Source organism: Thiocapsa sp. (genome assembly GCF_018399035.1).
In the GTDB taxonomy this organism is placed as follows: domain Bacteria; phylum Pseudomonadota; class Gammaproteobacteria; order Chromatiales; family Chromatiaceae; genus Thiocapsa.
The window spans coordinates 556,945-581,672 of the sequence record NZ_CP073760.1; the positions used below are offsets into that span (position 1 = coordinate 556,945).

Annotated in this window: 18 protein-coding genes and 1 pseudogene; 4 read left to right on the forward strand and 15 right to left on the reverse strand. The window is 65.1% G+C overall.

Annotated features, from left to right (window positions below):
• Position 1 precedes the first annotated feature (1 nt).
• Together KFB96_RS26270 and KFB96_RS26275 are read right to left on the reverse strand one after the other, a co-directional pair.
• Positions 2-1,150, reverse strand: coding sequence for a pyruvate kinase (locus tag KFB96_RS26270; protein ID WP_300971245.1), 1,149 nt, complete (start codon positions 1,148-1,150; stop codon positions 2-4).
• On the reverse strand, positions 1,039-1,851 hold the full coding sequence (locus tag KFB96_RS26275) for a pyruvate kinase (protein WP_300971246.1): 813 nt from the start codon (positions 1,849-1,851) through the stop codon (positions 1,039-1,041). The genes KFB96_RS26270 and KFB96_RS26275 overlap by 112 nt, the downstream gene beginning before the upstream one ends.
• 502 nt (positions 1,852-2,353) lie before the next feature.
• On the opposite strand from KFB96_RS26275, the gene KFB96_RS02645 reads away from it, so the two are divergent.
• Positions 2,354-2,596: a hypothetical protein gene (locus KFB96_RS02645; protein WP_213458829.1), complete on the forward strand. Its 243-nt coding sequence runs from the start codon at positions 2,354-2,356 to the stop codon at positions 2,594-2,596.
• A 106-nt stretch (positions 2,597-2,702) separates the two neighbouring features.
• On the opposite strand, the gene KFB96_RS02650 is transcribed toward KFB96_RS02645, so the two are convergent.
• The 6 genes from KFB96_RS02650 to pstS (KFB96_RS02675) all read right to left on the reverse strand — a co-directional run bounded on the left by KFB96_RS02650 (position 2,703) and on the right by pstS (KFB96_RS02675) (position 8,658).
• The gene (locus KFB96_RS02650; RefSeq protein WP_300971247.1) at positions 2,703-3,476 is read right to left on the reverse strand and encodes a hypothetical protein; all 774 of its coding nucleotides are present in this window, start codon (positions 3,474-3,476) and stop codon (positions 2,703-2,705) included.
• 35 nt (positions 3,477-3,511) lie between these two features.
• Positions 3,512-4,579, reverse strand: a complete 1,068-nt coding sequence (gene pstS, locus KFB96_RS02655; RefSeq protein ID WP_213458830.1) for a phosphate ABC transporter substrate-binding protein PstS — start codon at positions 4,577-4,579, stop codon at positions 3,512-3,514.
• Between the two features lie 73 nt (positions 4,580-4,652).
• Positions 4,653-5,492, reverse strand: a complete 840-nt coding sequence (gene pstB / locus KFB96_RS02660; RefSeq protein ID WP_213458831.1) for a phosphate ABC transporter ATP-binding protein PstB — start codon at positions 5,490-5,492, stop codon at positions 4,653-4,655.
• A gap of 20 nt (positions 5,493-5,512) precedes the next feature.
• Positions 5,513-6,403 carry a phosphate ABC transporter permease PstA gene (gene pstA, locus KFB96_RS02665; protein WP_213458832.1) on the reverse strand — a complete coding sequence of 297 codons (891 nt, stop codon included), beginning with the start codon at positions 6,401-6,403 and terminating at the stop codon, positions 5,513-5,515.
• Positions 6,400-7,377, reverse strand: coding sequence for a phosphate ABC transporter permease subunit PstC (pstC, locus tag KFB96_RS02670; RefSeq protein ID WP_213458833.1), 978 nt, complete (start codon positions 7,375-7,377; stop codon positions 6,400-6,402). The genes pstA and pstC overlap by 4 nt, the downstream gene beginning before the upstream one ends.
• Before the next feature lie 225 nt (positions 7,378-7,602).
• Positions 7,603-8,658, reverse strand: a complete 1,056-nt coding sequence (pstS, locus tag KFB96_RS02675) for a phosphate ABC transporter substrate-binding protein PstS (RefSeq protein ID WP_213458834.1) — start codon at positions 8,656-8,658, stop codon at positions 7,603-7,605.
• A 536-nt stretch (positions 8,659-9,194) separates the two neighbouring features.
• On the opposite strand from pstS (KFB96_RS02675), the gene KFB96_RS02680 reads away from it, so the two are divergent.
• Positions 9,195-13,340: a hypothetical protein gene (locus KFB96_RS02680; RefSeq protein ID WP_213458835.1), complete on the forward strand. Its 4,146-nt coding sequence runs from the start codon at positions 9,195-9,197 to the stop codon at positions 13,338-13,340.
• A 10-nt stretch (positions 13,341-13,350) separates the two neighbouring features.
• Here KFB96_RS02680 and KFB96_RS02685 read toward each other — a convergent pair.
• Positions 13,351-14,797, reverse strand: a pseudogene (locus tag KFB96_RS02685) (AAA family ATPase).
• A gap of 137 nt (positions 14,798-14,934) precedes the next feature.
• Between KFB96_RS02685 and KFB96_RS02690 the strand changes: the two are divergent.
• On the forward strand, positions 14,935-15,246 hold the full coding sequence (locus KFB96_RS02690; RefSeq protein ID WP_213458836.1) for a hypothetical protein: 312 nt from the start codon (positions 14,935-14,937) through the stop codon (positions 15,244-15,246).
• Positions 15,247-15,450: 204 nt separating this feature from the next.
• On the opposite strand, the gene fabA is transcribed toward KFB96_RS02690, so the two are convergent.
• From fabA to ettA, 6 genes are all read right to left on the reverse strand, one after another.
• Positions 15,451-15,966 carry a 3-hydroxyacyl-[acyl-carrier-protein] dehydratase FabA gene (fabA, locus tag KFB96_RS02695; protein WP_213458837.1) on the reverse strand — a complete coding sequence of 172 codons (516 nt, stop codon included), beginning with the start codon at positions 15,964-15,966 and terminating at the stop codon, positions 15,451-15,453.
• Positions 15,967-16,188: 222 nt separating this feature from the next.
• Positions 16,189-17,910, reverse strand: coding sequence for a proline--tRNA ligase (locus KFB96_RS02700; protein WP_213459836.1), 1,722 nt, complete (start codon positions 17,908-17,910; stop codon positions 16,189-16,191).
• 568 nt (positions 17,911-18,478) lie between these two features.
• Entirely contained in the window at positions 18,479-18,997 is a 519-nt protein-coding gene (locus KFB96_RS02710) for a gamma-glutamyl-gamma-aminobutyrate hydrolase family protein (RefSeq protein ID WP_300971248.1), read from the reverse strand.
• 48 nt (positions 18,998-19,045) lie between these two features.
• Positions 19,046-19,915 (reverse strand): ATP-binding protein, encoded by an 870-nt coding sequence (locus tag KFB96_RS02715; RefSeq protein WP_213458839.1) that lies wholly within the window; start codon positions 19,913-19,915, stop codon positions 19,046-19,048.
• A gap of 63 nt (positions 19,916-19,978) precedes the next feature.
• A complete protein-coding gene (locus KFB96_RS02720) occupies positions 19,979-22,027 on the reverse strand; it encodes an EAL domain-containing protein (RefSeq protein ID WP_213458840.1) in 2,049 nt (682 codons plus the stop codon).
• Positions 22,028-22,055: 28 nt separating this feature from the next.
• Positions 22,056-23,723, reverse strand: a complete 1,668-nt coding sequence (gene ettA / locus KFB96_RS02725; RefSeq protein ID WP_213458841.1) for an energy-dependent translational throttle protein EttA — start codon at positions 23,721-23,723, stop codon at positions 22,056-22,058.
• A 349-nt stretch (positions 23,724-24,072) separates the two neighbouring features.
• On the opposite strand from ettA, the gene mobB reads away from it, so the two are divergent.
• Positions 24,073-24,642: a molybdopterin-guanine dinucleotide biosynthesis protein B gene (gene mobB / locus KFB96_RS02730; RefSeq protein WP_213459838.1), complete on the forward strand. Its 570-nt coding sequence runs from the start codon at positions 24,073-24,075 to the stop codon at positions 24,640-24,642.
• The last annotated feature ends 86 nt before the right edge of the window (positions 24,643-24,728 follow it).

A 24,728-nucleotide genomic window follows, 5' to 3' on the forward strand; every position in this document is an offset into this window, starting at 1 on the left:
TCTACTTCAACTGCGCGACCGAGAGCTTGCGCAACGTGGCCCGCCGTTTGACATAGTGCTCATCCATCCGCCCGATGATTCCGTTCAGGAAACGGACGGTCTCGACGATGTTCGGACCCTTGTTGAGCATGGCGCATTCGGCCTGAATACTCATGGCGGCGTCCGAGACCTCCGCGCGCGACGGTGCTCCCTTTTTGGCCATGCCCTCGAGGATCTGGGTCGCCCAGATCACCGGCACGTGTGCCGCTTCGCAGAGCCACAGGATCTCCTGTTGGACCTCGGACAGGCGCTCGAATCCCACCTCGACCGCCAGATCGCCCCGCGCGATCATGATCCCGACGGGAGGTGAGTTCAGGCTCGCGAGCAGGATGCGGGGGAGGTTTTCGAAGGCTTGACGGTTTTCGATCTTGAGCACGATCCCGAGATGGTTGGCCCCGAGCCGGTAGAGCTCGTCGTGGAGACGCTCGACATCCTCGGGTCCGCGGACAAAGGACAGTGCGACCATGTCGGCGAACTTGACGACTGCCGGCAGGTCATCGAGGTCTTTCTCGGTCAGGGCGGAGATCTTGAGTGCGGTGTCCGGGAAGTTGATGCCTTTTTCGGCGCGCAGCTTCGCGCCGCGTGGCCCGGTATGGGTGATCTTGACGCTGATCCGCTGACCGTCGTTCTCTTGGACGAGCCCGCCGATCTTGCCGTCGTCGAACCAGACGCTGTGCCCATGCGCGACCTGCTCGAACGCCGCTTCCAGGGTACAGTGGATCTGTGCCGGCGCGACGACGCGACCGGATGCGTCGCGAATGGCCTCTGCCCCGGGATCGTTGCGACGGGTCAGAATCAGGGTTTCGCCCGGCAGGAGAAGGATGGGATTGACGACCTCGGGGATCCCGGCGATGCGTCCTGCCCCGATCGACTTGCCGTCGCGCAGTCCGGTGACCGGGGTATCGTCCTGAATATAGGCGGTCCGCTCGCTTTCGGCGATGAACGATTGACCGCTCTTCGCGACGATCTTCAGCTCATGGTGTTGGCCGCGCGTGTCGGTCAGACCAAGCCAATCGCCGACAGCGAGCCGCTCGAGCAGACCGCACTCGATCTGGAGGGTGAATCGAACATCCGCGGGGATGGCTCGGCCGCGGCCGCCGTGGTGAGCCAAATCCGAGCGGGCCTGGCGACGCGACCGAAGACATCGCGATCGGGCGCCATTCGCTTGACCCGCCCGCTTGCCTGAATGGCGCCCGTACGGAGTTTCGGACCGGCCAGGTCGGCCTGCACGCGGCAGCTTCGTCCCACCAGCTGTTCCGCTCGGCGCAGGTTTTCAACCATCGCGAACCAGGCATCCGGACCGTCGTGGGCGCAGTTGACGCGCATCACATCCATCCCGGCGATGAGGAGATCCTGGACCAGTTGTGCGTCCGAGGCGGCCTCGCTCGGCATGGTGACCATGATGCGAACGAATCGATCGCGGGGTTCGGGACCCAGAAGCGCACGGGTGTGATCCCTCAGCAACAAAGGCCCGGAGCGGAAATCCACGGGCGGCTCCGGGGCTGGACCGAAATCCTTGCCGCTGAGCTGCTCCAGGATGGCTATCACCGAATTGAGGCTGGCCAGGGCATGGGGCTCCAGTATGCCGAGCGAGGAGAGTCCCAGGGCACCGAGGTCTTGTTGAAGACTGCGGATGTCGTGTTGACGGATGCTGAGATAGTGAAGGAAGTTGCGCGCGCTGTCGCGATGGCCGGGCTCGACCTTCTCGATCTCGGCGTCGTAGGCTCGCTCGAACTCGACGGCACCCTTGCGCAGGGTGGCGAGTTGTGCGATCGGCCTTTCCAGTTGGCGAGAAGTCGGCGTCGTGGTCATGGCGAGGGTGCCTGCGAGGTTGAAATCTGCCGGACGGTGCCGGTATACATCGAAACCATACGACGATTGTGTTGCGGTTGTGTGATCCCGGTGCGCGTTGTGGCGCACGGGCTGCCGCGACCACGGGGTTCAGGGTTGATTCGGATTCTGATTCCGATGCGTTGTTTGCACCTGCTGGGTTTTTTCGATCCGGATCGAGGTTTCGGAGCCTGTTCCGCGGGTAGCGGGACCCTGCGGTTCCGTAGGCTCCAGTGTCTTGGAGTAAATGGCCACCAGGAAGCCGAGGAGTGTCGAAAGGCCGACCGGCAAAGATCTCGGGCCCGGCTCCGACGAAGAGCTGGCTTCCGGCCGCAGCACCGATCCCGGTAATCAACATCAAGCCCGACCACATCAAGAGGATTCTTCCGAAAGACATCCCTTGCTGACGCATGCCCACGGAGCTCGACAGCGCTTCCGGAAGGAGTCGATCGCGGCCTTGGGGATGACCCATAAGGAGGCATCGGTGGCCGCAAACGCTGCTTCGCTGGTCGGGGCGCCGGTGATGCAGGATAGCCATCCGAATGCCTCGTTCCTTGTGGATCTTCTCGATCGGTTTGCCTTGGTCCGCGGGCGCGTAGAGCTCCACATCGCCGGAGGCGACGATATAGATTGCATCCGCGGGATCGCCGGCGAGGTAGATCTCGGTGCCCTTGGCGAGATCCAGGTTTCGGACCGACGGGGCGAGCGCCATCGAGCATGGGTCTGAATCTCGGATAGGCGCTGATCGACGCCGGCAGGTTCCGTCCAGCCGAGCGATGCGTGCGGGTCGCGGCCGTTCGTGAGGCCCCAACCGCGGCCACCGGCCCCGGGCGTCAGTTGGCAGGGACGAGGTACTCGGGAGCGCCATTGCCTTTCAGGAGGCGAGCAAGGCGTTTCTTCAGCTTCGGCACCGTGATCAGCATGTCGAGGCTGTGTTTCCGCGAGTCCTTGACCAGCGTGGATGGATCGAAATAGGCCTTCGCGTTCTCCACGGAGAGGACGAAGGGTGGCTGGCCTTCACGCGCGAGCAGATAGCTCATGATCAGCGAACCAGTGCGGTGGTTGCCTTCGATAAAGAGTTGTGGCCGACTCAGGATGTAGACGTAGACACCTGCGGCGCGGAACCAGACGTTTTCGCCCCGGTGATGCGCAAGCCATTCCATCAAGCCGCCGATGCCGGCGCCTTCCTGCTCGTAGAAGTGCTGCTCGGTCGAGGCGATGTGAATCGAAAACTCCTTGCGCCTTTCGACATCCTGTCCGCACAGCACGCTGGTGTTGAGCTCCAGAAGCCATTGCGAATGTCCGACCTCGAAGGGGTCAAACCTGCTCGCCAGGGCCTCGTCGACCATTCGGTAGCTCGCCATCATATTCCGGCGGACCATCTCGGTCATCGGATCTCTGGGTGTGCTCAGGGTTCGGTTGATCCGGTCGAAATCGATCTGAACGGCGCGCAGAGACGTGTCGATCGCGTTGAGGTTCAGACGCATGGGTTCCATGACGCGATCTCCGAAGCAAGAACGGCCGACCGCGCCGGCGCCGATGTCGGTGGTTGCGGGAGACGGCTGGTCCGTGACGCGTGCCCGCGCCTCGGTCTTCGAAGGATCCATCCCTGGATCGACCAACTCGACCGTTGTGATTCCGACTATCGGATGGTTTCGATGGCGCGTGACGCTGCGGAGACGATGTTGGCCGGAAGCGGGATGTAACCCAGCTCCTCGGCGATCGGCTGTCCGGCGTCCAGGGCCCAAGTCACCACCGCCTTCAGCGCCGCCATCTTCTCGGGCTCGGGATAGGTTCCATAGAGCAAGAGCCAAGTCAGACTGACGATGGGGTAGGCATCCGGCGCCTCCGGATCGGGAACGAAGAGCCGCAGGTTCTCGGGCATACGGTCCTCGGCCGCCGCCTCGAGGGTGCGTCGCCCGCTCTCGGCGTCCGGTCTGACGAAGTTGCCGGCCTTGTTCTCCAGGGATGCGATCGGCAGCCCAAGACGGCTCGCGAAATAGTATTCGATGTAGCCGATCGAGCCGTGGCTGATCTTGATCTTGTGCGCGACCCCTTCGTTGCCGTTGCCGGTCATCGCCCCGCCGGGCCAGTTCATGAGGATTCCGGTGCCCGGACCCTCGTTCAGCCAGGTCGGGCTGATGGTGCTCAGATGGTTGGTGAAGGCGAAGGTGGTCCCGGAGCCGTCGCGACGCACGACCGTCTGGATCAGCTTCGAGGGAAGGTCGAGGTGTGGATTGGCGGCGACGATACGGGGATCGTTCCATTGCCAAACCTTGCCCAGAAAGATATCGACATAGACATCGCGCGGCAGGCGCAGCTCACCGTCCACCCCGGGAAGGTTGTAGGCCAGCGCGATCATGCCGGCGGTGGCCGGGATCAGCTTGACGCCGCGCTGGACTTGGGCGATCTGCTCGTCCGACATGGCCGAGTCGCTGGCGCCGAAGTCGACCGTCTCGGCGATAAAACGTCTGACGCCCTCGCCGCTGCCTCCGCCTTCGTAGACAAAGTGCGCCTCGGATTGCTCCGTGTTGTAACGGCGAATCCACTCCTGGTAGAGCGGTTCGGGGAAGGTTGCACCCGCCCCCGTGATCCGCAGACCGGCCGGGGACTCCGTCGTCGTATCGGTCGACTCTCCGCCGCATGCCGTCAATAGGATGGAGACAAAGACCGCCGAAGCGGCGCGCTTAACCCCGGGAAGACTCGTCATGGCCCGTCCTCGTGAACTGAAATGGATGGGCGCGCGCCAAGCCACAGGACGGCGGGCGCGCGCTGCGACAGGATCAGCTGAATTCGCCGGAGACGTATTGCTTGGTGAGCTCCTGCTGCGGGTCTTCGAAGATCTGGCGGGTCGCGCCCATCTCGACCAGATAGCCGGTGCGTCCGCCCTGCGAGATGTCCACACCGAAGAAGGCCGTGGTATCGGCCACGCGGGTCGCCTGCTGCATGTTGTGCGTGACCAGGGCCACCGTGTAGCGCTCCTTGAGCTCGAGCATGAGCTGCTCGACCTGACGGGTCGCGATGGGGTCCAGCGCCGAGCAGGGCTCGTCCATCAGCAAGACATCGGGCTCGGTCGCGATCGCCCTGGCGATGCACAGTCGCTGCTGTTGGCCGCCGGACAGCGACAGGCCGCTCTTGTTCAGCTTGTCCTTGACCTCCTTCCAGAGTGCGGCGCGCTCGAGCGCCTTCTGAACCCGCTCCGCGAGGTCGCCCTTGTAGCGGTTCAGCCGCAGACCGAAGGCGACATTGTCGAAGATGCTCATCGAGAAGGGGTTCGGCTGCTGAAAGACCATGCCGATGTAACGCCGAACCACGACCGGGTCGACATTCTTACCGTAGACGTCCTGACCGTGGTACTTGACATGGCCCTCGAACCGGAAGATCGGGATGAGATCGTTCATACGGTTGAGGCTGCGCAGCACTGTACTCTTGCCGCAGCCGGACGGGCCGATGAAGCCCGTGATCTTGCCCTTTTCGACCGGGACGTTGCTGTTGCGGACGGCGAGAAAATCGCCGTAAAAGACCTTTTGGAGCTGGCAGTCGATCACCGTCGGCCCGACCGGGGTGAAGGCCGCCGCCCTGGGTAAGATGGTTTGCGCCATTGCTTCAGCTGTTGCGCTCATGACTGATACCTCGGGATGGGTTACACCTTGGACTGCCCGATGAGGCGCGCCAGGATATTGAAGACAAGGACCATGAGAACCAACACCAACGACGCGGCCCAAGCGAGCTCGATCTGGTTATCGAAGGGCATGGCCGAGAAGTTGTAGATGAGGATCGACAGCGACGCGGTCGGCTCCATCAGCTCGGACATAAAGTAGTTGCTGAAGAGGGCGGTGAAGAGCAGCGGCGCGGATTCGCCGGCCGCACCGGCCACCGCCAGCATGACGCCGGTCAGGATGCCGGGAAGCCCGGTCGGCAGCACGACCTTCCAGATCACCTGGCTGCGGGTACACCCCATGCCGTAGGCGGCGTCCGTCATCTTTTGTGGCACCTGCTTCATGGACTCCTCGGCGGCCAGCACCACGGTCGGCAGCATGAGGACCGCGAGGGCGACACCGCCCGCCACTGCCGAATAACCGAAGTTGATGACCAGGACCGCGTAGGTGAAGACACCCGCCAGGATCGAGGGAAAACCGGTCAGGGTCTTGGCGACGAAGCGCGAGGTCCCGGCCACGACACTGTGGGGGTCCAGGATGGCGAGGTAGATGGCCGCGAGCAGACCGATCGGGACGCTGATGGCGGCCGCGATGGCGACCATCACCAGTGTACCGATGATGGCGTTGCCGAAGCCGCCGCCCATTTCGAACCCGGCGGGCGGCAGGGCGGTGAGGGCCTCGATGTCCAGCCGGGAACCGCCCTCGGCGACCAACATGATGATGACCGAGAAGAGCGGGATGCTGCCGAGGATCGCGATGCCCCAGGTCAGGCCCGTCAGGAGTCCACTCGTCAGCGCACGCAGCTCGAACGGCCGACGCTCCAGGCTCAGGCGTTGCATGTCTTGTGGCCGCGATGTCAGGTCGATGTCGCTCATGCCTTGCCCTCGAACTTGCGGACCGTGTATTGCTGAATGCCCAGCCCGATGATGTTGACGATGAGTGTGATCAAGAGGAGCACCACGGCGGCATACATGAGTGCCTGCACCTCGATCCGGCCGGCTTCCGGGAAGCTCGAGGCCAAGAGCGAGGCCAGCGTGTTGGCCGGCGCGAACAGCGACAGATTGATCTGATTGCTGTTGCCGATCAGCATCGCCAGGGCCATGGTCTCGCCCAGTGCCCGTCCGAATCCCAGAACCAAGGCCGCGAGGATGCCGGAGGAGGCAGTCGGCAGCATCACCTTGAGAATGGCCTCCCAGCGTGTCGTACCCATCCCGTAAGCGGCCTCCTTGACCTTGTAGGGGATACGCCGGAAGGCATCGACCGTGATGGCCGCGACCGTCGGCAGGATCATGATGGCGAGCACCAAGGCCGCCGGGGCCATGCCCGGACCGCTCAGCTCGGTGCCGAAGATCGGGATGAAGCCGAGGTCGCGATGCAGCCATTCGGCCACCGGGCGCAGCATCGGGATGACCACATAGATGCCCCAGAGGCCGTAGACCACCGAGGGGATTGCCGCCAGCAGCTCGACGATGGTCCGGAAGACCGCAGCGAGACGGGCGTGGATGAAGTCCTGGGTGAGAAAGATGGCGATGCCCACACCGAAGGTGCCGCCGAGAATCAAGGCCAGGAAGGAGCTGTAGAGGGTTCCCCAAATCTCCGGCAGGACGCCGAACTCCTGTGTGCCGACATTCCAGGTCGTGCCCGAGACGAAGCTCAGACCGTGCTGCGCCATGGCCGGCAAGGCCAGCCCGCCGATCTCCCACAGGATATAGAGGATCAGGACAACGATCAGGGAGGCGCAGGAGAGCGCGATGATGCGAAAAATGGAATCGGCAAGATAGTCGCCTCCGGAGGGTGGTCCGGAGATACTGCTTGCCGAGTCGGCATGCTGGAATGGATTCACGGCCATGGGTTTGAATCTGCCTGGATGTGCGTCGATCGGAACGATGAACCCGGCGCCTCCTCAGCTTTGCGGGGCGGATCCGATGCGGTGGCTCCATCCGTCCGGGTCGCCTGTGACGGCGATCCGGACGGAGGATCCGCACGGGCGCTTATGCCGGCTCACCCCATGTCGACCGGCGCGCCCCATCCCCCCGAAATGCTCCGAAGCCCCCGATCCTGCCGTGCTGACTCATTACTGGATCAGCGCAGAGACCTCGCGGACCTTCACGACTACATTCGCGGGCAGCGGGATGTAGCCCATGGAATCGGCGCTCTTCTGACCCTCCGTCAGGAGATACTCGACCAGGTCACGCGCTACCTTGGCCTTCTCGGCATCCTGCGTCTCCGGGAAGAGCAGCCAGGTGTAACTGACGATCGGGTAGGCGTCGTCGCCCGCCGGGTCCATGATCCAGGCGCGCAGATCAGGGACGTTCGAGCCCGGCAGGTTGCCTGCGGGGAACTCGGCGGTCGCCAGGGCGGCCGCGCCGGTCTCGGCGCCGGCGGCCACGAAGGTGCCGGCCTGGTTCTCGAGCACCGCCGACGGGGCCTTGGTCAGCTTCGCGAAACCGTACTCGATATAGCCGATCGAGCCCGGGGTCTGCTTGACGGTCGCGGTGACGCCGTCGTTCTTGGGCGCCTTCACGAACTTGGTGCTTTTCGGCCATTGCGCCGATTTTTCCTGACCGATGTTCGCCTTGAAGGACTCGTTGATCTCGGACAGATGGCCGGTGAACACGTAGGTCGTGCCGGAGGAGTCGGACCGGACCACGACCGTGATGTCCTGGTCCGGCAGCTCGACGCCCGGATTGGCGGCGGCGATCCTCGGATCGTTCCACTTGGTGATCTCGCCCGAGAAGATCGCGGGATAGACGTCGCGGGGCAGCCTGAGCTCATCCACACCCTTGAGGTTGTAGGTCAGCACGATCTCGCCCGCGGTCACGGGGAGCAGCACGACGCCGCTCTTCACCTGCGCGATCTCCTCGTCGCTCATGGCGGCGTCGCTGCCGGCGAAGTCGACGACCTGGTTGACGAAGTCCTGAATGCCGGCACCGCTGCCCTTGGACTGGTAGTCGACCCGCACGCCCTTGTTCGCGGCGCTGAAGTCCTTGAACCATTTGGCGTAGATGGGCGCGGGGAAGCTCGCGCCCGAGCCGATGAGCTTCACGTCGGCAAAGGCGGCAGGCGAGAAGGCGGCGGCCGAGAGGGCGCCTGCGATAGCGACTGTTTTCAAGAGCGATGCGATTCGCATGAGTCAAGAGCCTCCGGGACGGATGTTGTCGGTGTGATGGATGGGCCGAGCGCGATTGTCGCGAAAGTGTTTGCCAAATCCGTGACACGGACGTGATGATTGCGTGACGGTTTTACCGCGATTCGGGTTTAGGGGCGGGTTCGATCAGACCGTTTCGTTTCGGGATCCCATTCGGATCCAGCTCGGCCGCACGACCTTCGCCCGATAGAGCAGCCCGGCAACCCCGATCAGCAGACTTGCCTTCTCTCCGCTTCTCGTCATCGTTGGCCCTGGACAGGTGGGCCGGTTGACCGGTCGGGATGCGGCCCTTGGATCGGGCCTACTCCGCTGGGCGTGGCGCAATCTGCAGAAAGACCCCTAGGAACGATTCAAAAACAACCGCAACATGTAGGATGGGTAGAGCGTCGGCGAAACCCATCCAGCCCGCGCCAAAGGCATCGGACCGGTACCCGGCAACGCGTCGGTTTGGAGGATGGGTTTCGCCGACGCTCTACCCATCCTAGTGTCTGAATCGTCACTTACTTTGCTGTGACACTATGCCGAACATTCCGCGACGTCTGCTGCTGCTTCTTCTGATCCTGTCGGCGCCCTTGCGGGCGCAGATCGATACCGTTCCGTACGGCGTCGGGGCGCTCGGCTCCGAAACAGGTTCCGCACCGAACGTCCCCCCGGCCTTGCAGCCTTGGATTCCTTGGGTTCTGGAAGGCGGTCCCGAGGGGCAGGATCAACGCGCCTGTCCGATCGATCCCGCCGACGGCGCACGCCTCTGCGCCTGGCCCGGGCGCCTGGATCTGACGCTGAGCGGGGAGGGCGGGACATTCGCTCAGGTCTGGCAGGTCTTTGCCGAGTCTGCAGTGCCGCTGCCGGGCGACGCGGAGGCCTGGCCGCTCGGGGTCGCGGCGGACGGGGCCGCGCTGCCGGTGGTCCGGCGCGACGGACGGCCGACGGTGACGCTCGCGGCCGGGGTCCACCGGGTGAGCGGGCGCTTCGCCTGGGACCGTTCGCCGGACGCGCTCCTGATTCCCCCGATGGTCGGGATGGTCGCCTTGGTACGCGATGGCCGTGCGGTGCCGACGCCGCGACTGGACCGGACCAACCGTCTCTGGCTCGGTGAACCGGCCGGGTCCGAGACCGAGCGCTCGGGCGATCGTCTGAGCCTGGAGGTCTATCGACGCATCCAAGACAGTCTGCCGCTCGAGGTCCTGACCCGACTTCGACTGGAGGTGTCCGGCGGCGCGCGCGAGGTGCGGCTGGGCCCAGTGCTTCTGCCCGGCGGGATCCCCTTGCGGATCGACAGCCCCTTGCCGGCGCGACTCGAAGAGGACGGGACGCTGCGGGTGCAGGTCCGCCCCGGGCGCTGGGATCTGGATGTCGTGGCGCATCACCAGGGCGACGTCTCCGAGCTGTCGCGCGGCGAAACGGGCGCACCCTGGCCGGAGCGCGAGATCTGGGCCTTTGCCGCTGAGCCGGCGTTGCGGCGGGTCGAGCCTTCCGGACTCGATGCCGTGGATCCGCGCCAGACCGGGATCCCCGAAGAGTGGTCGCGTCTGCCGGTCTATCGGGCCGAGCCCGGCGCCGTCCTGGGTCTGACCGAGCAGGCACGGGGCGATCCGGATCCCGGGCCGGACCGTCTACGCCTGGATCGCGAGCTTTGGCTCGACTTCGACGGCAAGGGCTACAGCGTGCAGGATCGCATCCGCGGTCAGCTGTCGCGCGGGTGGCGCCTGGACGCCGGCCCGGCACTCGCGCTGGGCGCCGTGACCCTCGACGGCCGACCGGTGCTCATCACGCGTCTTGAGGACGAGACCTCGCCCGGAGTGGAGGTCAGACGTGGCAATCTGGACGTGGTCGCCGATGCTCGGCTCGAGTCCGCACCCGGACGCGTTCCGGCCTCCGGCTGGGCGACGGAGTTCGAGAACGTGGACGCGCGGCTGTATCTTCCGCCGGGTTGGGATCTCTTGACCGTTCGAGGCGTCGACAACCTGCCGAGCACCTGGGTCGGTCGCTGGAGCCTCTTGGATCTCTTTCTGGTGCTGATCACGACGCTCGGGATCGGCCGGATTTGGGGCTGGGGTTGGGCGTTGCTTGCCCTGCTCACGCTCGGCCTGACCTGGCAGGCGCCCGGTGCGCCGCGGCTGATCTGGCTACACCTGCTCGCCGCCGCGGCACTGCTGCGACTGATTCCGGACGCGCCAGTCCGCACCGGTCTGCGGCGTCTGCGGACCCTGACGACACTCTATTTCCGACTGGCCTTGCTGGGGCTCGTGGTGATCGGACTGCCGTTCTTGGTGACGGAGGTTCGCGACGGACTGTTTCCGCATCTGGAGCGCCCTTGGATCGCGTTGGGCGACGCTGGATCGGGCACGCAGACGACCGCGGCTCCCACGCCTGCGTTCGAGCTGCGCAGCACGATGGACATGGCGGCGACGTCGAAACGCGAGCGGCTTTCCGATGCCTTGTCCGAGCCCGCCGCGCCGATTCCGGAACCCATCGATCTCATGGATCCCGAGGCGCGTCTCCAGACCGGACCCGGCATCCCGGACTGGCGCTGGAACAGCGTGGATCTGCGTTGGAGCGGACCCGTCGGCGAGGATGAATCGGCACGCCTCTGGCTGCTGACACCGACCGTGAATCTGGTGCTCTCGCTCCTCGGCGCCGTTCTCTTGGTGCTGCTCGGTCTGCGGCTCGCCGGGCTCGTCGGCGGTCGCGGGACCCACGGAGTAGGTCTGGCCCTGCTGATGGCCTTGGGGTTGGGGACCGTGCTCGGTACCGAGCCTGCCTCTGCCGAGGATCTGCCGAGCCCCGAGTTGCTTGAGGAGCTTCGCACCCGTCTGGTCGCCCCGCCGGACTGTCTGCCGCACTGTGTCGATCTGCCCCTCATGGTCCTCGCGGCGGATCCGGATCGGCTGGTGCTGGATCTGACCTTGGATGCCGCAGTGGCGGTTGCGGCACCCGTGCCGGGCGGGGCAGGGGGCTGGCTGCCGACCGAGATCCGCGTGGACGGCGAGCCCTCGGACGGACTGCGCCAAGACGCGGCCGGTCGGCTCCTGCTCATGCTCCCCGCCGGCCGACACGAGGTCAGGCTCGTCGGTCCGCTGGCGAGCCGCGATCAGGTCGAGATCCCGCTGCCGATGCCGCCGCGTCTGATCCGGGCCACCGTCGAGGGCTGGAACCTCGAAGGGCTGGATGCCGCCGGGCGCGCCGGTGCCCAGATTCGCCTGGTCCGCCTCTCCGAGACCGGCGCTCCGCAGGAGGCATCCCTCGCCCAGGGGGCGCTGCCCCCGCTGCTGCGCGTCGAGCGGACCCTGCGGATGGGGATCGACTGGCGCGTGGACACCCGTGTGCAGCGTCTTTCGCCGAGTGATTTTCCGGTCTTGATCCCGGTGCCGTTGTTGCCGGGCGAGTCGGTGCAGACGCCCGGGGTCCAGGTCGAGGGTGCCGCGGTTCTCGCGGATCTGCCTGCCGGGCGTTCGGAGGTGGCCTGGTCGTCGCGTCTGGAACCGACCCGCGAGTTGAGCCTCGTCGCTCCGATGGATCCGCGCCTGAGCGAGGATTGGCGTCTCGACGTGGGGCCGCTCTGGCATCTGGATGACGGGGGTATCGCTCCGATCCATCGTCTCGGGCCAGCCGATCGCTGGCTGCCCAACTGGCGACCCCTGCCGGGCGAGGCATTGGTCCTGACCTTCACCCGACCACCGGGCGTCCCGGGGCCGACATTGACCATCGACCGCGTCGACACGCGCGTCGAGCCGGGCCAGCGCGGGACCCTCTCGACCCTAACCCTGGCGATCCGCAGCAGCCAAGGCGGCAGCCACGTCATCCGGCTGCCGGACGCCGCCGAGCCGATCGCCTTCAGCCTCGACGGCCGCAGCCTTCCGCTGCCGGACACGGCGCCGGAGGTCGAGCTGCCGCTGACGCCCGGCTCCACTCGGGTCGAGCTGACCTGGCGCGAGGCGCAACCGCTGACGCTCGGCTATCGGCCAAGCCTGCCGGATCTGCGCAGCCCGGCGGTCAATCTGAATCTCGCGCTGAGCCTGCCCGAGGATCGCTGGGTGCTCTGGACGTGGGGTCCGCGGATCGGGCCGGCCGTGCTCTTCTGGGGGATCCTGCTGGTGCTGATCGGGCTGGCCGCGGGTCTGGGTCGCAGCCGCCTGACCCCCTTGCGCGTGCACGATTGGCTCCTGCTCGGCATCGGACTCATCCTGGCCGAGGTTTGGGTGGTGCTGCTGGTCATCGGCTGGCTCTTCGCGCTCGGCCTGCGGCATCGCCTGGACCCTCTGGCCCGTCCGGCCTGGCGCTTCAACCTCATTCAGACGGGGCTCGTGATCCTGACGCTCTTCGCCCTTGCGGGCCTCCTCGGCGCCGTTCAACAGGGTCTGCTCGGCACACCCGAGATGCAGATCATGGGGAACGGCTCGACCGCGACCACGCTCAACTGGTACCAGGATCGCGGCGGACCCGCGTTGCCCGAGGTGTGGGTGCTTTCGGTCCCCATGTGGATCTACCGCGCGCTCATGCTCGCCTGGGCACTCTGGCTTGCGATGCGCCTGCTCGACTGGCTGCGCTGGGGCTGGGAGGGACTTTCCAAGCCGCTGATCTGGCGCGAGCTACCCGCTGCCGAGCCGAAGCGGTCAAAGGCGAAACGCACGCCCGATACGGAGGAGATGCGGCTGGATCTTTGACCCGGGGTTGTCAGCAGCGCGCGGTGACATCGACCACCCGCCAAACGAGGCGCTCGTGGCCGATGCCGACCACGGCGAAGGCGTGCAGGTCCGTCAAGGCATAGCGTTCGCGCAAGGCAGCGCCGTAGCGCCGCGCTTGCTTCTCGGCCTCGTCGAGCTTGGCGGCGACCGCGGGCAGGGCGGCGAGCGCCTCGCGGGGGTGAGCGCGCACCTGCTCGCCGCTGAGCCCCAACTCTTTGAGGCCGAGATACTTGAGCTCCAGCAGCAGGTCCAACGCCCGGACGCGTCGCATGTCGGGACGCACGATCAAGGCGAGATCCACATATCCGCGATCGGTCTCCAGCTCCGAAACCATCATGTACAGCCGGTCGTTGAACAGGAGCGTGAGCAAGGCGGTCTTCAGCAGCAGCTCGTTGCTCCAGCGGTAGTCGCGGTTGGAGAGGATCTTGAAATAGCGCTGCTCGATGCGGCAGGCGCGCGATATAGACGAGCTTCGCGCGGTCCATCGCCAGATTCTCGTCGAGCATCCGGCGCGGATACCGTCCGCGTTTGCCGAGATGCTCCAGGAAATAGAGGCTCAGTGTCGGGTTGTAGATCCGGGCATCGGCGTCTTCGCTGAAGCGATAGCCGTTGTAGAAGGTGCGCATGGTGTCCAGCGCCTCGGCGTGCGACCAGTCGGCGCCGTCGCTTGCCAGGCGGGTCAGCACGGCGGCGATCTCCGGCTCGGTGAAGCCGCAGAGGTCGTTGAGCTCGGGCTCCAGATAGATGTTTTTCGCGACGTTGTAGCCGCTGGTCATGTCGCTCAGGACGACCGGCGAGACGCCGGTGATGAACACCCGATCGAGCCCCTGGCCCCCGGCGCCGGCCTTGACTGCTTTGAAGACGGTCTTCAACAGACCTTCGCCGTAGAGCAGGGCTTCGTATTGCTCGCGCTTCGCCATCAAGACCTCGTTGGCGAAGTTGTCGTATTCGTCGATCAGCAGATAGAGCTTGTGCGGGGTCTGCGAGACCACTGTCAAGGCCGACTCGAAGGTTGAGATGGCGTTATCGGCGTGCAAGACGATGGGCTTCGTCAGGTGGTCTGCATAGTCTTGCTGGAATCGTAGGATACGGTCGTTAATGTGTTGGTGCAGTGCCGCCTCGATGTCCCGAACCTCGCCCTGCGCCTTGACCAGCGAGAAATCCCACCGCATGACGAAATAGCGGCTGTGCGACGGCGTGGGGTCGCGACCGATGGCGAGCGATCCGAACAAGGCGTCGAACTGCTCGGCCCGGCCGAGATCGTAGTAGCATTCCAACATCGACAGCAGCAGGCTCTTGCCGAAGCGTCGCGGGCGGATGAAGAGCAGTTGATCGCCCGAGGCTTCCAGCAGCGGGATGCGATCGGTGCGGTCCTGGTAGAAATAGCCTTCGCGGATCAGCTTGCCGAAGTCGCTTAATCCATAAGGAAATCTCATGGCGCACCTGCTCCGGGTGGGTGGATCGTGCGTCGAACATAGCACGCTTCGATGCGGTGTTGGAGTCGGTCGGGGCACCCGTCCGCAAGGGTGACTCGGGTGATCGGCGTGTCGTTTCAATCGCAATAAGGATGATCGTGAGTCGTTTGGTCGTGTTCAGCTTCTTCCGCTATTCCGGGCTGCGTGTCCCCGATGCCTTCCTGCGGATGGGCTTTCAGCGCTTTCTGATCGATCGCCGTATGCCGACCGGCCGGATCCGCCTGATGGGCAGCGGCGACGGGTTTTCCGTGGTGCCGGATCTCGGTGCTTACTGTCTGATGCGGGTCTTCGCGGATCCCGGCGACGAGGCGCGTCTGAGCGGGGTGGATGGGTTTCGCTGCGCTCTACCCATCCTACGAGTTTCGGTCTTTTTGAAGCGTTTCTCAGGAAAAATGCGTTTCGAACCCTAAACCGCGTCCATCACTAAACCGCGTCCAGAGCGACCTGCGTCATTTTCATTTTGCATTTGGCTTTGGAGATGTCCTCGATCTCGGTGAGACGCGGTTTGAAATTTATTATTTTTTAATACTTTAAACCGCGTCGGCTCCGTCAGTTGTCGGAGCCGACGCGGCCAAGCCAATCCAACACACTACGCATATCGCACCGGGCGCGGTTTAGAAGCCATCGGTCGAGGTAAAGAGCCCCACCCGCAGATCCTTGGCCGTATAAATGGTGCGCCCGTCCACCTGCACCACGCCGTCGCCGATGCCGAGCACCAGCTTGCGCGAGATGACCCGCTTCATGTCGATGTGATAGGTGACCTTGCTCGCGGTCGGGAGCACCTGCCCGGTGAACTTGACCTCGCCGACCCCGAGTGCACGCCCGTGCCCGGGATTGCCGACCCAGGCCAGATAGAAGCCGACGAGCTGCCAGAGAGCATCCAGACCCAGACAGCCGGGCATGACCGGGTCGCCGGGAAAATGGCACTGAAAAAACCAGAGCTCGGGCTTGATATCCAGCTCGGCCAGGATCTCGCCCTTGCCGTTGGCGCCGCCGAAATCGGCGATGCGCAGCACACGATCCATCATCAGCATGTTCGGCACGGGCAGTTGGGCATTGCCCGGACCGAACATCTCGCCGTGTCCGCAAGCGAGGAGTGCGTCGCGGTCGAAGGAGGCTTCTTTAGTCATTGAGGTGAGATCCTGTTTGTCCTGCGGTTCCAGTGGTTAGGGGGCCTCCAGCGTCCAGCCCCCTGCCTCCGGCTTCGTTCGAGGCGGCGGGCGGCATGGATTGCGCGCGAGGCGGTCGGTGTTGCGTTGCCCGTGCGCGATTGCCGAGGATCGCTGGTGGCTGGTGGCTGGTGGCTGGTGGCTGGTGGCTGGTGGCTGGTGGCTGGCGGCTGGCGGCTGAGGTCAGCCCGACCGAAGCCTCGCCGACACCCAGCCGACGATCTCCTCGATCGGGATGAGCTGGGTCTCGCTGTCGTTGCGGCCCTTGTACTCGACCTGGCCGTCGTCGAGCGACTTGTCGCCGACGACGATGCGATGCGGGATGCCGATCAGCTCCATGTCGGCAAACATGACGCCGGGGCGGGCGTCGCGATCGTCGAGCAGGACGTCGATGCCGGCCTGCTTGAGATCCTCGTAGAGCTGATCCGTGGCCTCGCGAACCCGATAGGACTTGCCGAGCTTCATCGGCAGGAGTGCGACCTGGAAGGGCGCGATCGGCGCCGGCCAAGAGATGCCGCGCTCGTCGTGATGCTGCTCGATCGCCGCGGCGACCACACGCGACACCCCGATGCCGTAACAGCCCATGGTGAGGGTCGTCGCACGGCCGTCTTCGCCGAGCACGTTGGCCTTCATGGCTTGGCTGTACTTGCGCCCGAGCTGGAAGATGTGTCCGACCTCGATCCCGCGCGCGATGCGAAGATGGCCCGAGCCGTCCGGGCTCGGGTCGCCGTCGATCACGTTGCGCAGATCGGCGACCTCGGGAAGCGGCAGATCCCGCCCCCAGTTCAGGCCGAACCAATGCTTGCCGTCCTGATTGGCGCCTGCGCTGAAATCGCCGGTGACCGCGACGGTGCGATCCACGATACAGGGGATCGGCAGATCCTTCGGTCCAAGCGATCCGGGACCGGCGCCGATCGCGTCGCGGATCTCGGCCTCGGTTGCCATGCGCAGCGGCGCGGCGACCCCGGGCAGCTTCTCGGCCTTGAGGGCGTTGAGCTCGTGATCGCCGCGCACCAGCAGTGCGACCAGAGCGGACGTGCTCTCGGCGGAGGCCGCAACCACCAGGGTCTTGACCGTGCGCTCGATCGGCTGAGCGAACTGCTCGACCAGATCCGCGATGGTGCGTGCCTTCGGGGTGTCGACCAGGCGCGCGGTCTCCTGCGGCGCCGGGGCGGCGTCGGTCAGGGCGAGTGCCTCGGCCAGCTCGACGTTGGCCGCGTAGTCGCTGCTGTCGGAGAAGGCGATGGCGTCCTCGCCGGAGTCCGCCAGGACATGGAACTCGTGCGAGGCGTTGCCGCCGATGCTGCCGGTGTCGGCCTGCACCGGGCGGAAATCGAGCCCGCATCGGCTGAAGATGCGGCTGTAGGCCGCGTGCATCTGCCGGTAGGTGTCTTCGAGCGAGGCATCGTCGAGATGGAAGGAGTAAGCATCCTTCATCAGGAACTCGCGGGCGCGCATGACACCGAAGCGCGGCCGGATCTCGTCGCGGAACTTGGTCTGGATCTGATAGAAGTTGATCGGCAGTTGCTTGTAGCTCTTCAGCTCGTTGCGGGCGAGATCCGTGATGATCTCCTCGTGCGTCGGGCCGAAGCAGAAGTCGCGCTGGTGGCGGTCGCGCAGACGCAGCAGCTCCGGGCCGTATTGGTCCCAACGGCCGGATTCCTGCCACAGCTCGGCGGGCTGCACCGCAGGCATGGAAACCTCCAAGGCACCGGCGCGGTCCATTTCGTCGCGGACAATGCCCTCGACCTTGCGCAGGACGCGCAGCCCCATCGGCAGCCAAGTGTAGAGCCCGGCCGCGAGCTTACGGATCATGCCGGCACGCAGCATCAGGCGGTGACTGGCGATCTCCGCGTCGGACGGGGTCTCTTTGAGGGTCTGGATCGGAAACTGGGAGGTGCGCATCGGCAGGACTATCGGCGAAGTAAAGGCGTGAAGTGTATTGTTCAACCAGTGTCGAAACAACCGCGGGATGGTCGGAGCCATTTGCGCTGCAGCGTTTTCCCGGACCTGCCGAGCATCGTCGACGGTCGAGCCAGTCGGCACGGCGGGTTTTTCACGCCATCGCGGACGCTCGGCAGCGCGGCAGGGTCCGCAAATAAGATTCACTCGCAAGCTGTTGTCGATGCGGTCGTTGATCCGTTCCAGGGCGCTGCGCCGGTTGCAGCCGCGCAGCCAACTCGGGCTGCCGTGTGGTGTGGGCACGAAGATGCGCCGATCGTGGTCGTCGAGGCTGATCCGCACGATGCGCCCGTCGTCGCCGGGTGAGACGCCGCCCGGGTGAGGTGCATCGCCACTGGGATCTCGTAGCGGGTGTCGGCGATCAGGTGCAGACCGCGTAGCCGAACCAGCTCTTGACCTTGCTCCAAGCCTTGCCGGTGCGCGTGTCGATCCCGCCGGTCTCGTGCTCGAGGCGTGCCTTGATGCCGGGACCGAACGACTGGCTGAATCATCGCGCCAAAGGGGGTTTCGGTCACGCCAAGGCGCGCGCATGTCCGACGAGCGCGCGGAACAGGGCGCGCTGACGCGACATATAGATCAGAAACTCCGGATGCCATTGCACGCCGACCAGAAACTCCGACTGCGGGTCTTCGATCGCCTGGACGATACCGTCGAGATCCCGACCGCTGACGCGCAAACCCTCGCCGACTCGGTCGATGGCCTGATTGTGTAGGCTGTTGATGCGTCGGCGACGGGCAGGGGCACCTTCGGCCGCCTGAGCGATCTCTCCCTCCAAGGTGTCCTCGGCGTAGGTCTCGCGGCCGAGCCGTTTGAGCAGGTCGTAGTCCAGCTCGACGACCCAGTCGCCCGCCGGATCGCCTGCGAGCACGCGCTCGTAACGTCCGCGCGATTCGATCTCGAGGCCGAAGAAGCCGGCCACGCAGGCGGCCAGCGCATCGAGCCCGAGCCCGCTCATCTCCAACTCGACGCCGACTCGCCGCATCTTGCCCTCGGCGTTATGAAGCCAGGGCGGCTGCTTCAACTGGCTCATCGCTTCACCTGTATCTGTGCCGGAGCGCATTGCCGATCTGTCCTGCGGTCAGCCGCGCCCGGACCAATCGCGGGCGAACTGCCAGGCCGTGCGACCGCTGCGCGAGCCGCGGCGCAAGGCCCACTGGAGTGCGGCACGCTCGAGCGTCTCGCGCGCCCCGGGCGCAGCGATTTCGGATGGTTCGCCGAAGCGGGCGCGCCAGTGGTGGACGAGTGCAAGGTACTGGGCCTGACTGAAGGGGTGAAAGGCGACCCAGAGCCCGAACCGGTCCGAAAGCGAGATCTTCTCCTCGACCGCCTCCCCGTGATGCAGCTCGCCGTCGACGAAACGTGCCTCCCGGTTCTCCGACTGAAGCTCCGGCAGCAGATGACGGCGGTTCGAGGTGGCGTAGATGAGGAGGTTCTCGGGTGTTGCCGTGATGGAGCCGTCCAAGGCGGCCTTGAGCGCCTTGTAGCCGGATTCGCTGGCCTCGAAGGAGAGGTCGTCGCAGAAGAGGATGAAGCGCTCCGGGCGGTCGCCAATCAGCTCCAGGATCTCGGGGAGTTGAATGAGGTCGTCCTTGTCGATCTCGATCAGACGCAGCCCGCGCTCACGCATCGCATTGAAGACCGCCTTGATCAGCGAGGATTTGCCGGTCCCGCGCGAGCCCCACAGCAGGACGTTGTTGGCCCCGCGGCCGGCGAGGAACTGTGTGGTATTGCGCTCGATCTCGGCCTTCTGTCGATCCAGACAGAGCAGGTCGTCGAGGTCGATCCGATGCGGAGCGGGCACCGCCTGCAACCAGCCGCGATCGCCGCGGCGGCGCCATCGAAAAGCATGGGCGGTCCAGTCCGGGGACTCGGTGCCGGCCGGCAGCAGCATCGCGAGACGCTCCAAAAGGGTCTCTGCGCGTTGGAGGAATCGTTTCTTGGCACCCATCTCGCTATCCGTCCTGTTCAGTGAAACCCGGTGCTCGGCGGATCGCCTCTCTGCGCCCCGGACTCAAAGCGCGACCGATCGAGGCAGGACATCCGCCGGAGCCTGCACGGGTGCATCCTGCCTCAAGGCGCGATGCAGCCGAAGATCCTCCAGCCGCAACGGTCGTCCGACCCCGAAACCTTGCGCATAGTCCACGCCCATCGTGCGAAGTCGCTCGACCAGCTCCGGGGTCTCGGCCCATTCGGCGATCGTCTTCATGCCCAGCACATGTCCGATATGGTTGATGGAGGAGACGAGCGCGCGATCGACGGGATCCGTTTCCAGATTGCGCACGAAGCTCCCGTCGATCTTGAGATAGTCCACCGGCAGGAACTTCAGATAGGCATAGGAGGCGAAGCCCGTTCCGAAATCGTCGACCGCGAAGGATGTCCCGAGTGCACGCATCTCTTGCATAAAGGTCCTGGCGCGGCGCAGATCCGCCACGGCAGCGGTCTCCGTGATCTCGAAGCAGATGCTGGCGTAAGGGATCGCGTACTCGGCGAACTGACGTTTGAGATACGCGGCGAAGCCGTCGTCCATCAGCGTGGTCCCGGACAGATTGATCGCGAGCATGAAGCGATCCGGAACGGCTGCGTGCCAAGCGGCAAGTTGCTCGGACTGGCGCGAGAAGACATGCGTGACGATCCAGCGGTCGATCGTCGGCATGAGGACGTGACGCTCGGCCGCCGCGATGAAGGTGTCCGGCACCACGGCGTTGCCCTTCTCGTCCTTCATCCGCGCCAGGATCTCGTAGTGGATCGGCTGATTGCTGCCGTGGAGCGCTTGGATCGGCTGTGCCATGATCCGGAATCGCCCTTCGCTCAGGGCGCGACCGATCGCGGGCACAAGGGCCAGATCACCGCGGTGACGGATGCTCTCGGCATCACGATGGCGGTAGACATGGACCCGATCCCGACCCTTTTCCTTGGCGACGCGGCAGGCGATATCGGCTTGTCCGAGCGCATCGATAGACCCGGTTTTGCGGGGGTCGAACACGACCAGGCCGATGCTGAGCGTGATGTCGAACGAGCGCTCCTGCCAGGTGAAGAGAAAGTTGCGGGTCGTGCGAATCAGATCTTCGCAGAGCGCCTTCGCCTGGCTTGCCGCGTCGCCCACGAAGAGGGCGACGATCTCGTCTCCGCTCAAGCGGGCCAAGGCGGTTGCGGCGCCCAACTTGGTCTTGGCGATCTGCCCGAGCTGTTCGAGGGCCTTGTTGCCGGCGGCATGGCCGAAGGTGTCGTTGATCACCTTGAAACGGTCGATGTCGATCAAGCAGAGCGCATGCTCGGGGTGCTCGTCGCCGCGCAGCGGCGTGACGGCAGCGAGGATACGCTCGAAGGTCGGTCGGTTCTGAAGCCCCGTCAGCGGGTCGCGCTGCTCGAGGAATTCCATGCGTTGCCCGCTGCGCTCGGACTCGGTCATGTCTTCGGCGATCAGCAGTCGGAAATCCTCGCCGTCGAGCGTCAAGGGACGGGTCAGCAAGCGCATCGGGAACTGCCGATCGTCCGCGCGAACACCCTGGAGGTGGAGCACGCGCGGTCCGAGTCCGGGGCTCGCCCGGGAGCCCTCGAAAACATCCGACAGCCGCAGATCCGGGATCAGGATCTCGATCGGCAAGGCCAAGGTCTCTTCGCCGAGGCGTCCGAAGAGGATCTCGGCGGCGGGATTGAACAAGCGAATCCGGCCGTCGATGTCGGTCAGGATCACCCCGTGCGAGACGGTGCCGAGCAGCGCGCGCAAGGTCTCGCCGGCCGCGTCCAGATCCGCGAGGTCGCGCAGCTGCGCGCGGGCGAGCGCACGGAAACGCAGGTAGAAGAGCAATGCGAGCGTCGTCGTGGCCGTCGCGACGATCAGCGCCAGTGCCGGCGTGACCCCCAACTCGGCGTGCTGTCCGTTCGAATCGGCCGCGATCGCGGACATCCGCTCGCGATAATCCCAGGCCACCAGCCCCAAGGTCAGGAGGCTGCCGCTCAGGGCGACCAGATAACCCCGTGTGGCAGAGCGCGTGGAGGCGGGAACAACCCGCCAGGGTTTCCAGGGATGCCGAATCAATCGGTTTAGACGCAGGCTCATGGTCGGGCGCAGACGGCCCCGTGGCCGTCTAGGCGGTAAGCCTCCGATATTTGAGCCGGTGCGGTTGATCCGCCTCGGTGCCCAAGCGGCGATGCCGGGCGGCCTCGTAGTCGGCATAGTTGCCTTCGAACCAGGTCACTTGCGAGTCGCCCTCGAAGGCCAGGATGTGGGTCGCGATGCGATCCAGGAACCAGCGATCATGGCTGATCACCACCGCGCAGCCCGGGAAGGTCAGGAGTGCCTCTTCGAGTGCGCGCAGGGTCTCGACATCCAGATCGTTGGTGGGCTCGTCGAGCAGCAGGAGGTTGCCGCCGCTCTTCAAGAGCTTGGACAGATGGACCCGGTTGCGTTCCCCGCCGGAGAGATCGCCGATGCGTTTCTGTTGATCGGTGCTCTTGAAGTTGAAGCGACTGCAATAGGCGCGCGAGGACATCTCGTAGCGACCGACCACGATGTTGTCGGCCCCGTCGGAGATCTCCTCCCAAACGGTTTTGCTGTCGTCGAGCGCATCACGGCTTTGATCGACATAGGCGATCTTCACCGTCTCGCCGATGCGCAGGTTCCCGGCGTCGGGTGTCTCCTGAGCGGTCAGGAGGCGGAAGAGCGTGGTTTTGCCCGCGCCGTTCGGGCCGATGATGCCGACGATGCCGCCCTTGGGCAGGGTGAAGGAGAGGTTGTCGTAGAGCAGATTGTCGCCGTACGCCTTCTTCAGTCCATCGGCCTCGATCACCAGGTCACCCAGACGCGGGCCGGGCGGGATGTAGATCTCGTTGGTCTCGTTGCGGGCCTGGAATTCCTGCGACTGCAGCTCGTCGAACCGAGCCATGCGCGCCTTGCTCTTGGCGTGGCGACCCTTCGGGTTGGAGCGCACCCACTCCAGCTCGTGTTTCATGGACTTGATGCGGGCCTGCTCCTGCTTCTGCTCCAGCTCCAGACGCTGCTCCTTTTGCTCCAGCCAGGAGGAATAGTTGCCCTCCCAGGGGATGCCGTGGCCGCGATCGAGCTCCAGGATCCAGCCGGCGACATTGTCGAGGAAATAGCGATCGTGGGTGACGGCCACGACGGTGCCGGGATACTCGTGCAGGAAGCGTTCGAGCCAGGCGACCGATTCGGCGTCCAAGTGGTTGGTCGGCTCGTCGAGGAGCAGCATGTCGGGCTTGGACAGCAGCAGACGGCAGAGCGCGACTCGACGACGCTCCCCGCCCGAGAGCTTGGTCACGTCGGCATCCCAGGGCGGGAGACGCAGCGCATCGGCGGCGACCTCCAGCGTGCGCTCCAGGTTGTGTCCGTCGGTGGCCTCGATCAGGTTTTCGAGATCGGCCTGCTCTTTGGCCAGGGCGTCGAAGTCCGCATCCGGCTCCGCATAGGCCGCGTAGACCGCGTCGAGCCGCTCCAAGGCCGCCGTGATGTGGCCGAGCGCCTCCTCGACATTGCCGCGCACGTCCTTGGTTGCGTCGAGCCCCGGCTCCTGCGACAGGAAACCGATCTTGATGCCGGGTTGCGGCCGTGCCTCGCCCTCGATCTCGGTATCGAGACCCGCCATGATCTTCAGCAGGGTCGATTTGCCCGAGCCGTTCAGACCGAGCACGCCGATCTTGGCGCCCGGGAAAAAGGACAAGGAGATGTCGCGCAGGATGACGCGCTTGGGCGGCACGACCTTGCCGACCCGATTCATTGTAAAGATGTATTGAGCCATGGATTCGGAAGTCTTTTCTTCGGGACGATGTCGTCGAGGGACGGGGTTTCGCGAGGAATGCGCGGTGGTGCGCTGCGTCGGTCGTGACCGCGATAGGGGCCGACCGCTTCTGCGCGACATTCTGCGCCGGCCTTCTGGAAATGTCCAAGGCGTGGACTGGGCTCACGCGTTGATTCCGAGCGCGCGTGGGTTATTCGGAAAGCAGGGTGCGTCCCGTGCGCGGCGGGACACGGCGCACCTCCTCGCTTTAGGGGCGTGCAATGCGGCGAAAAATCTGCGTGTGCTCGGTATAAAATCCGACGAGCAGGCGCGTGCCGAAGAGGCGGTGCCGTCCCCATTCGCACCGAGGATCAACCCGATGGACGAGACAATCATTCCCGTAGTCGGCTTCGTTGCCCCGAGCGGGTCGGGCAAGACCACCTTGGTCCGGCAGGTCGTCGCCGTTCTCGACGGTCGTGGTTTGCGTGTCGGCTACCTCAAACATGCCCACCATCGCTTCGACCTGGACGTGCCCGGCAAGGACAGCTATGAGGTGCGCGAGGCGGGTGCGCATCAGACCCTGCTCGCCTCCACGGCGCGCTGGGCGTTGCAGGTCCAAGATCCGGTGCAGGGCGAGGACCCGGATCTCCATCGGATGCTCGCACGCTTCGAGCTCGACAGACTCGATCTGGTCCTCGTGGAAGGCTTCAAGCACGCGGACTATCCCAAAATCGAGGTCCATCGCCCGACCACCGGCGAGGCCCCGCTCTACCCCGGCGATCCGTCCATCATCGCCGTCGCCACCGACGCGCCCCTCGCGGTCGAGCCACCGCTCGTCGTCCTCCCCCTCAACACCCCCGAGGCCGTCGCCGCTTTCATCCTGTCCCGCCTCCAAGACATCCGCTTGCGCATCCCTGCCCACCCCCAACAAACCCCGTAGGATGGGTAGAGCGAAGCGAAACCCATCCTCCCCGCTCCCACGTCTCAATCCCAGCCCAGCCCGAGCGCAGCGAAACCCATCCTCCC

Excerpts from the sequence above, each read along its gene's own strand:
- KFB96_RS26275 (WP_300971246.1), bottom strand. The coding sequence starts at position 1,851 with ATGACCACGACGCCGACTTCTCGCCAACTGGAAAGGCCGATCGCACAA.
- KFB96_RS02650 (WP_300971247.1), bottom strand. The coding sequence starts at position 3,476 with ATGGATCCTTCGAAGACCGAGGCGCGGGCACGCGTCACGGACCAGCCG.
- pstS (WP_213458830.1), bottom strand. The coding sequence starts at position 4,579 with ATGACGAGTCTTCCCGGGGTTAAGCGCGCCGCTTCGGCGGTCTTTGTC.
- pstB (WP_213458831.1), bottom strand. The coding sequence starts at position 5,492 with ATGAGCGCAACAGCTGAAGCAATGGCGCAAACCATCTTACCCAGGGCG.
- pstA (WP_213458832.1), bottom strand. The coding sequence starts at position 6,403 with ATGAGCGACATCGACCTGACATCGCGGCCACAAGACATGCAACGCCTG.
- pstC (WP_213458833.1), bottom strand. The coding sequence starts at position 7,377 with ATGGCCGTGAATCCATTCCAGCATGCCGACTCGGCAAGCAGTATCTCC.
- pstS (WP_213458834.1), bottom strand. The coding sequence starts at position 8,658 with ATGCGAATCGCATCGCTCTTGAAAACAGTCGCTATCGCAGGCGCCCTC.
- KFB96_RS02680 (WP_213458835.1), top strand. The coding sequence starts at position 9,195 with ATGCCGAACATTCCGCGACGTCTGCTGCTGCTTCTTCTGATCCTGTCG.
- fabA (WP_213458837.1), bottom strand. The coding sequence starts at position 15,966 with ATGACTAAAGAAGCCTCCTTCGACCGCGACGCACTCCTCGCTTGCGGA.
- KFB96_RS02700 (WP_213459836.1), bottom strand. The coding sequence starts at position 17,910 with ATGCGCACCTCCCAGTTTCCGATCCAGACCCTCAAAGAGACCCCGTCC.
- KFB96_RS02710 (WP_300971248.1), bottom strand. The coding sequence starts at position 18,997 with ATGAGCCAGTTGAAGCAGCCGCCCTGGCTTCATAACGCCGAGGGCAAG.
- KFB96_RS02715 (WP_213458839.1), bottom strand. The coding sequence starts at position 19,915 with ATGGGTGCCAAGAAACGATTCCTCCAACGCGCAGAGACCCTTTTGGAG.
- KFB96_RS02720 (WP_213458840.1), bottom strand. The coding sequence starts at position 22,027 with ATGAGCCTGCGTCTAAACCGATTGATTCGGCATCCCTGGAAACCCTGG.
- ettA (WP_213458841.1), bottom strand. The coding sequence starts at position 23,723 with ATGGCTCAATACATCTTTACAATGAATCGGGTCGGCAAGGTCGTGCCG.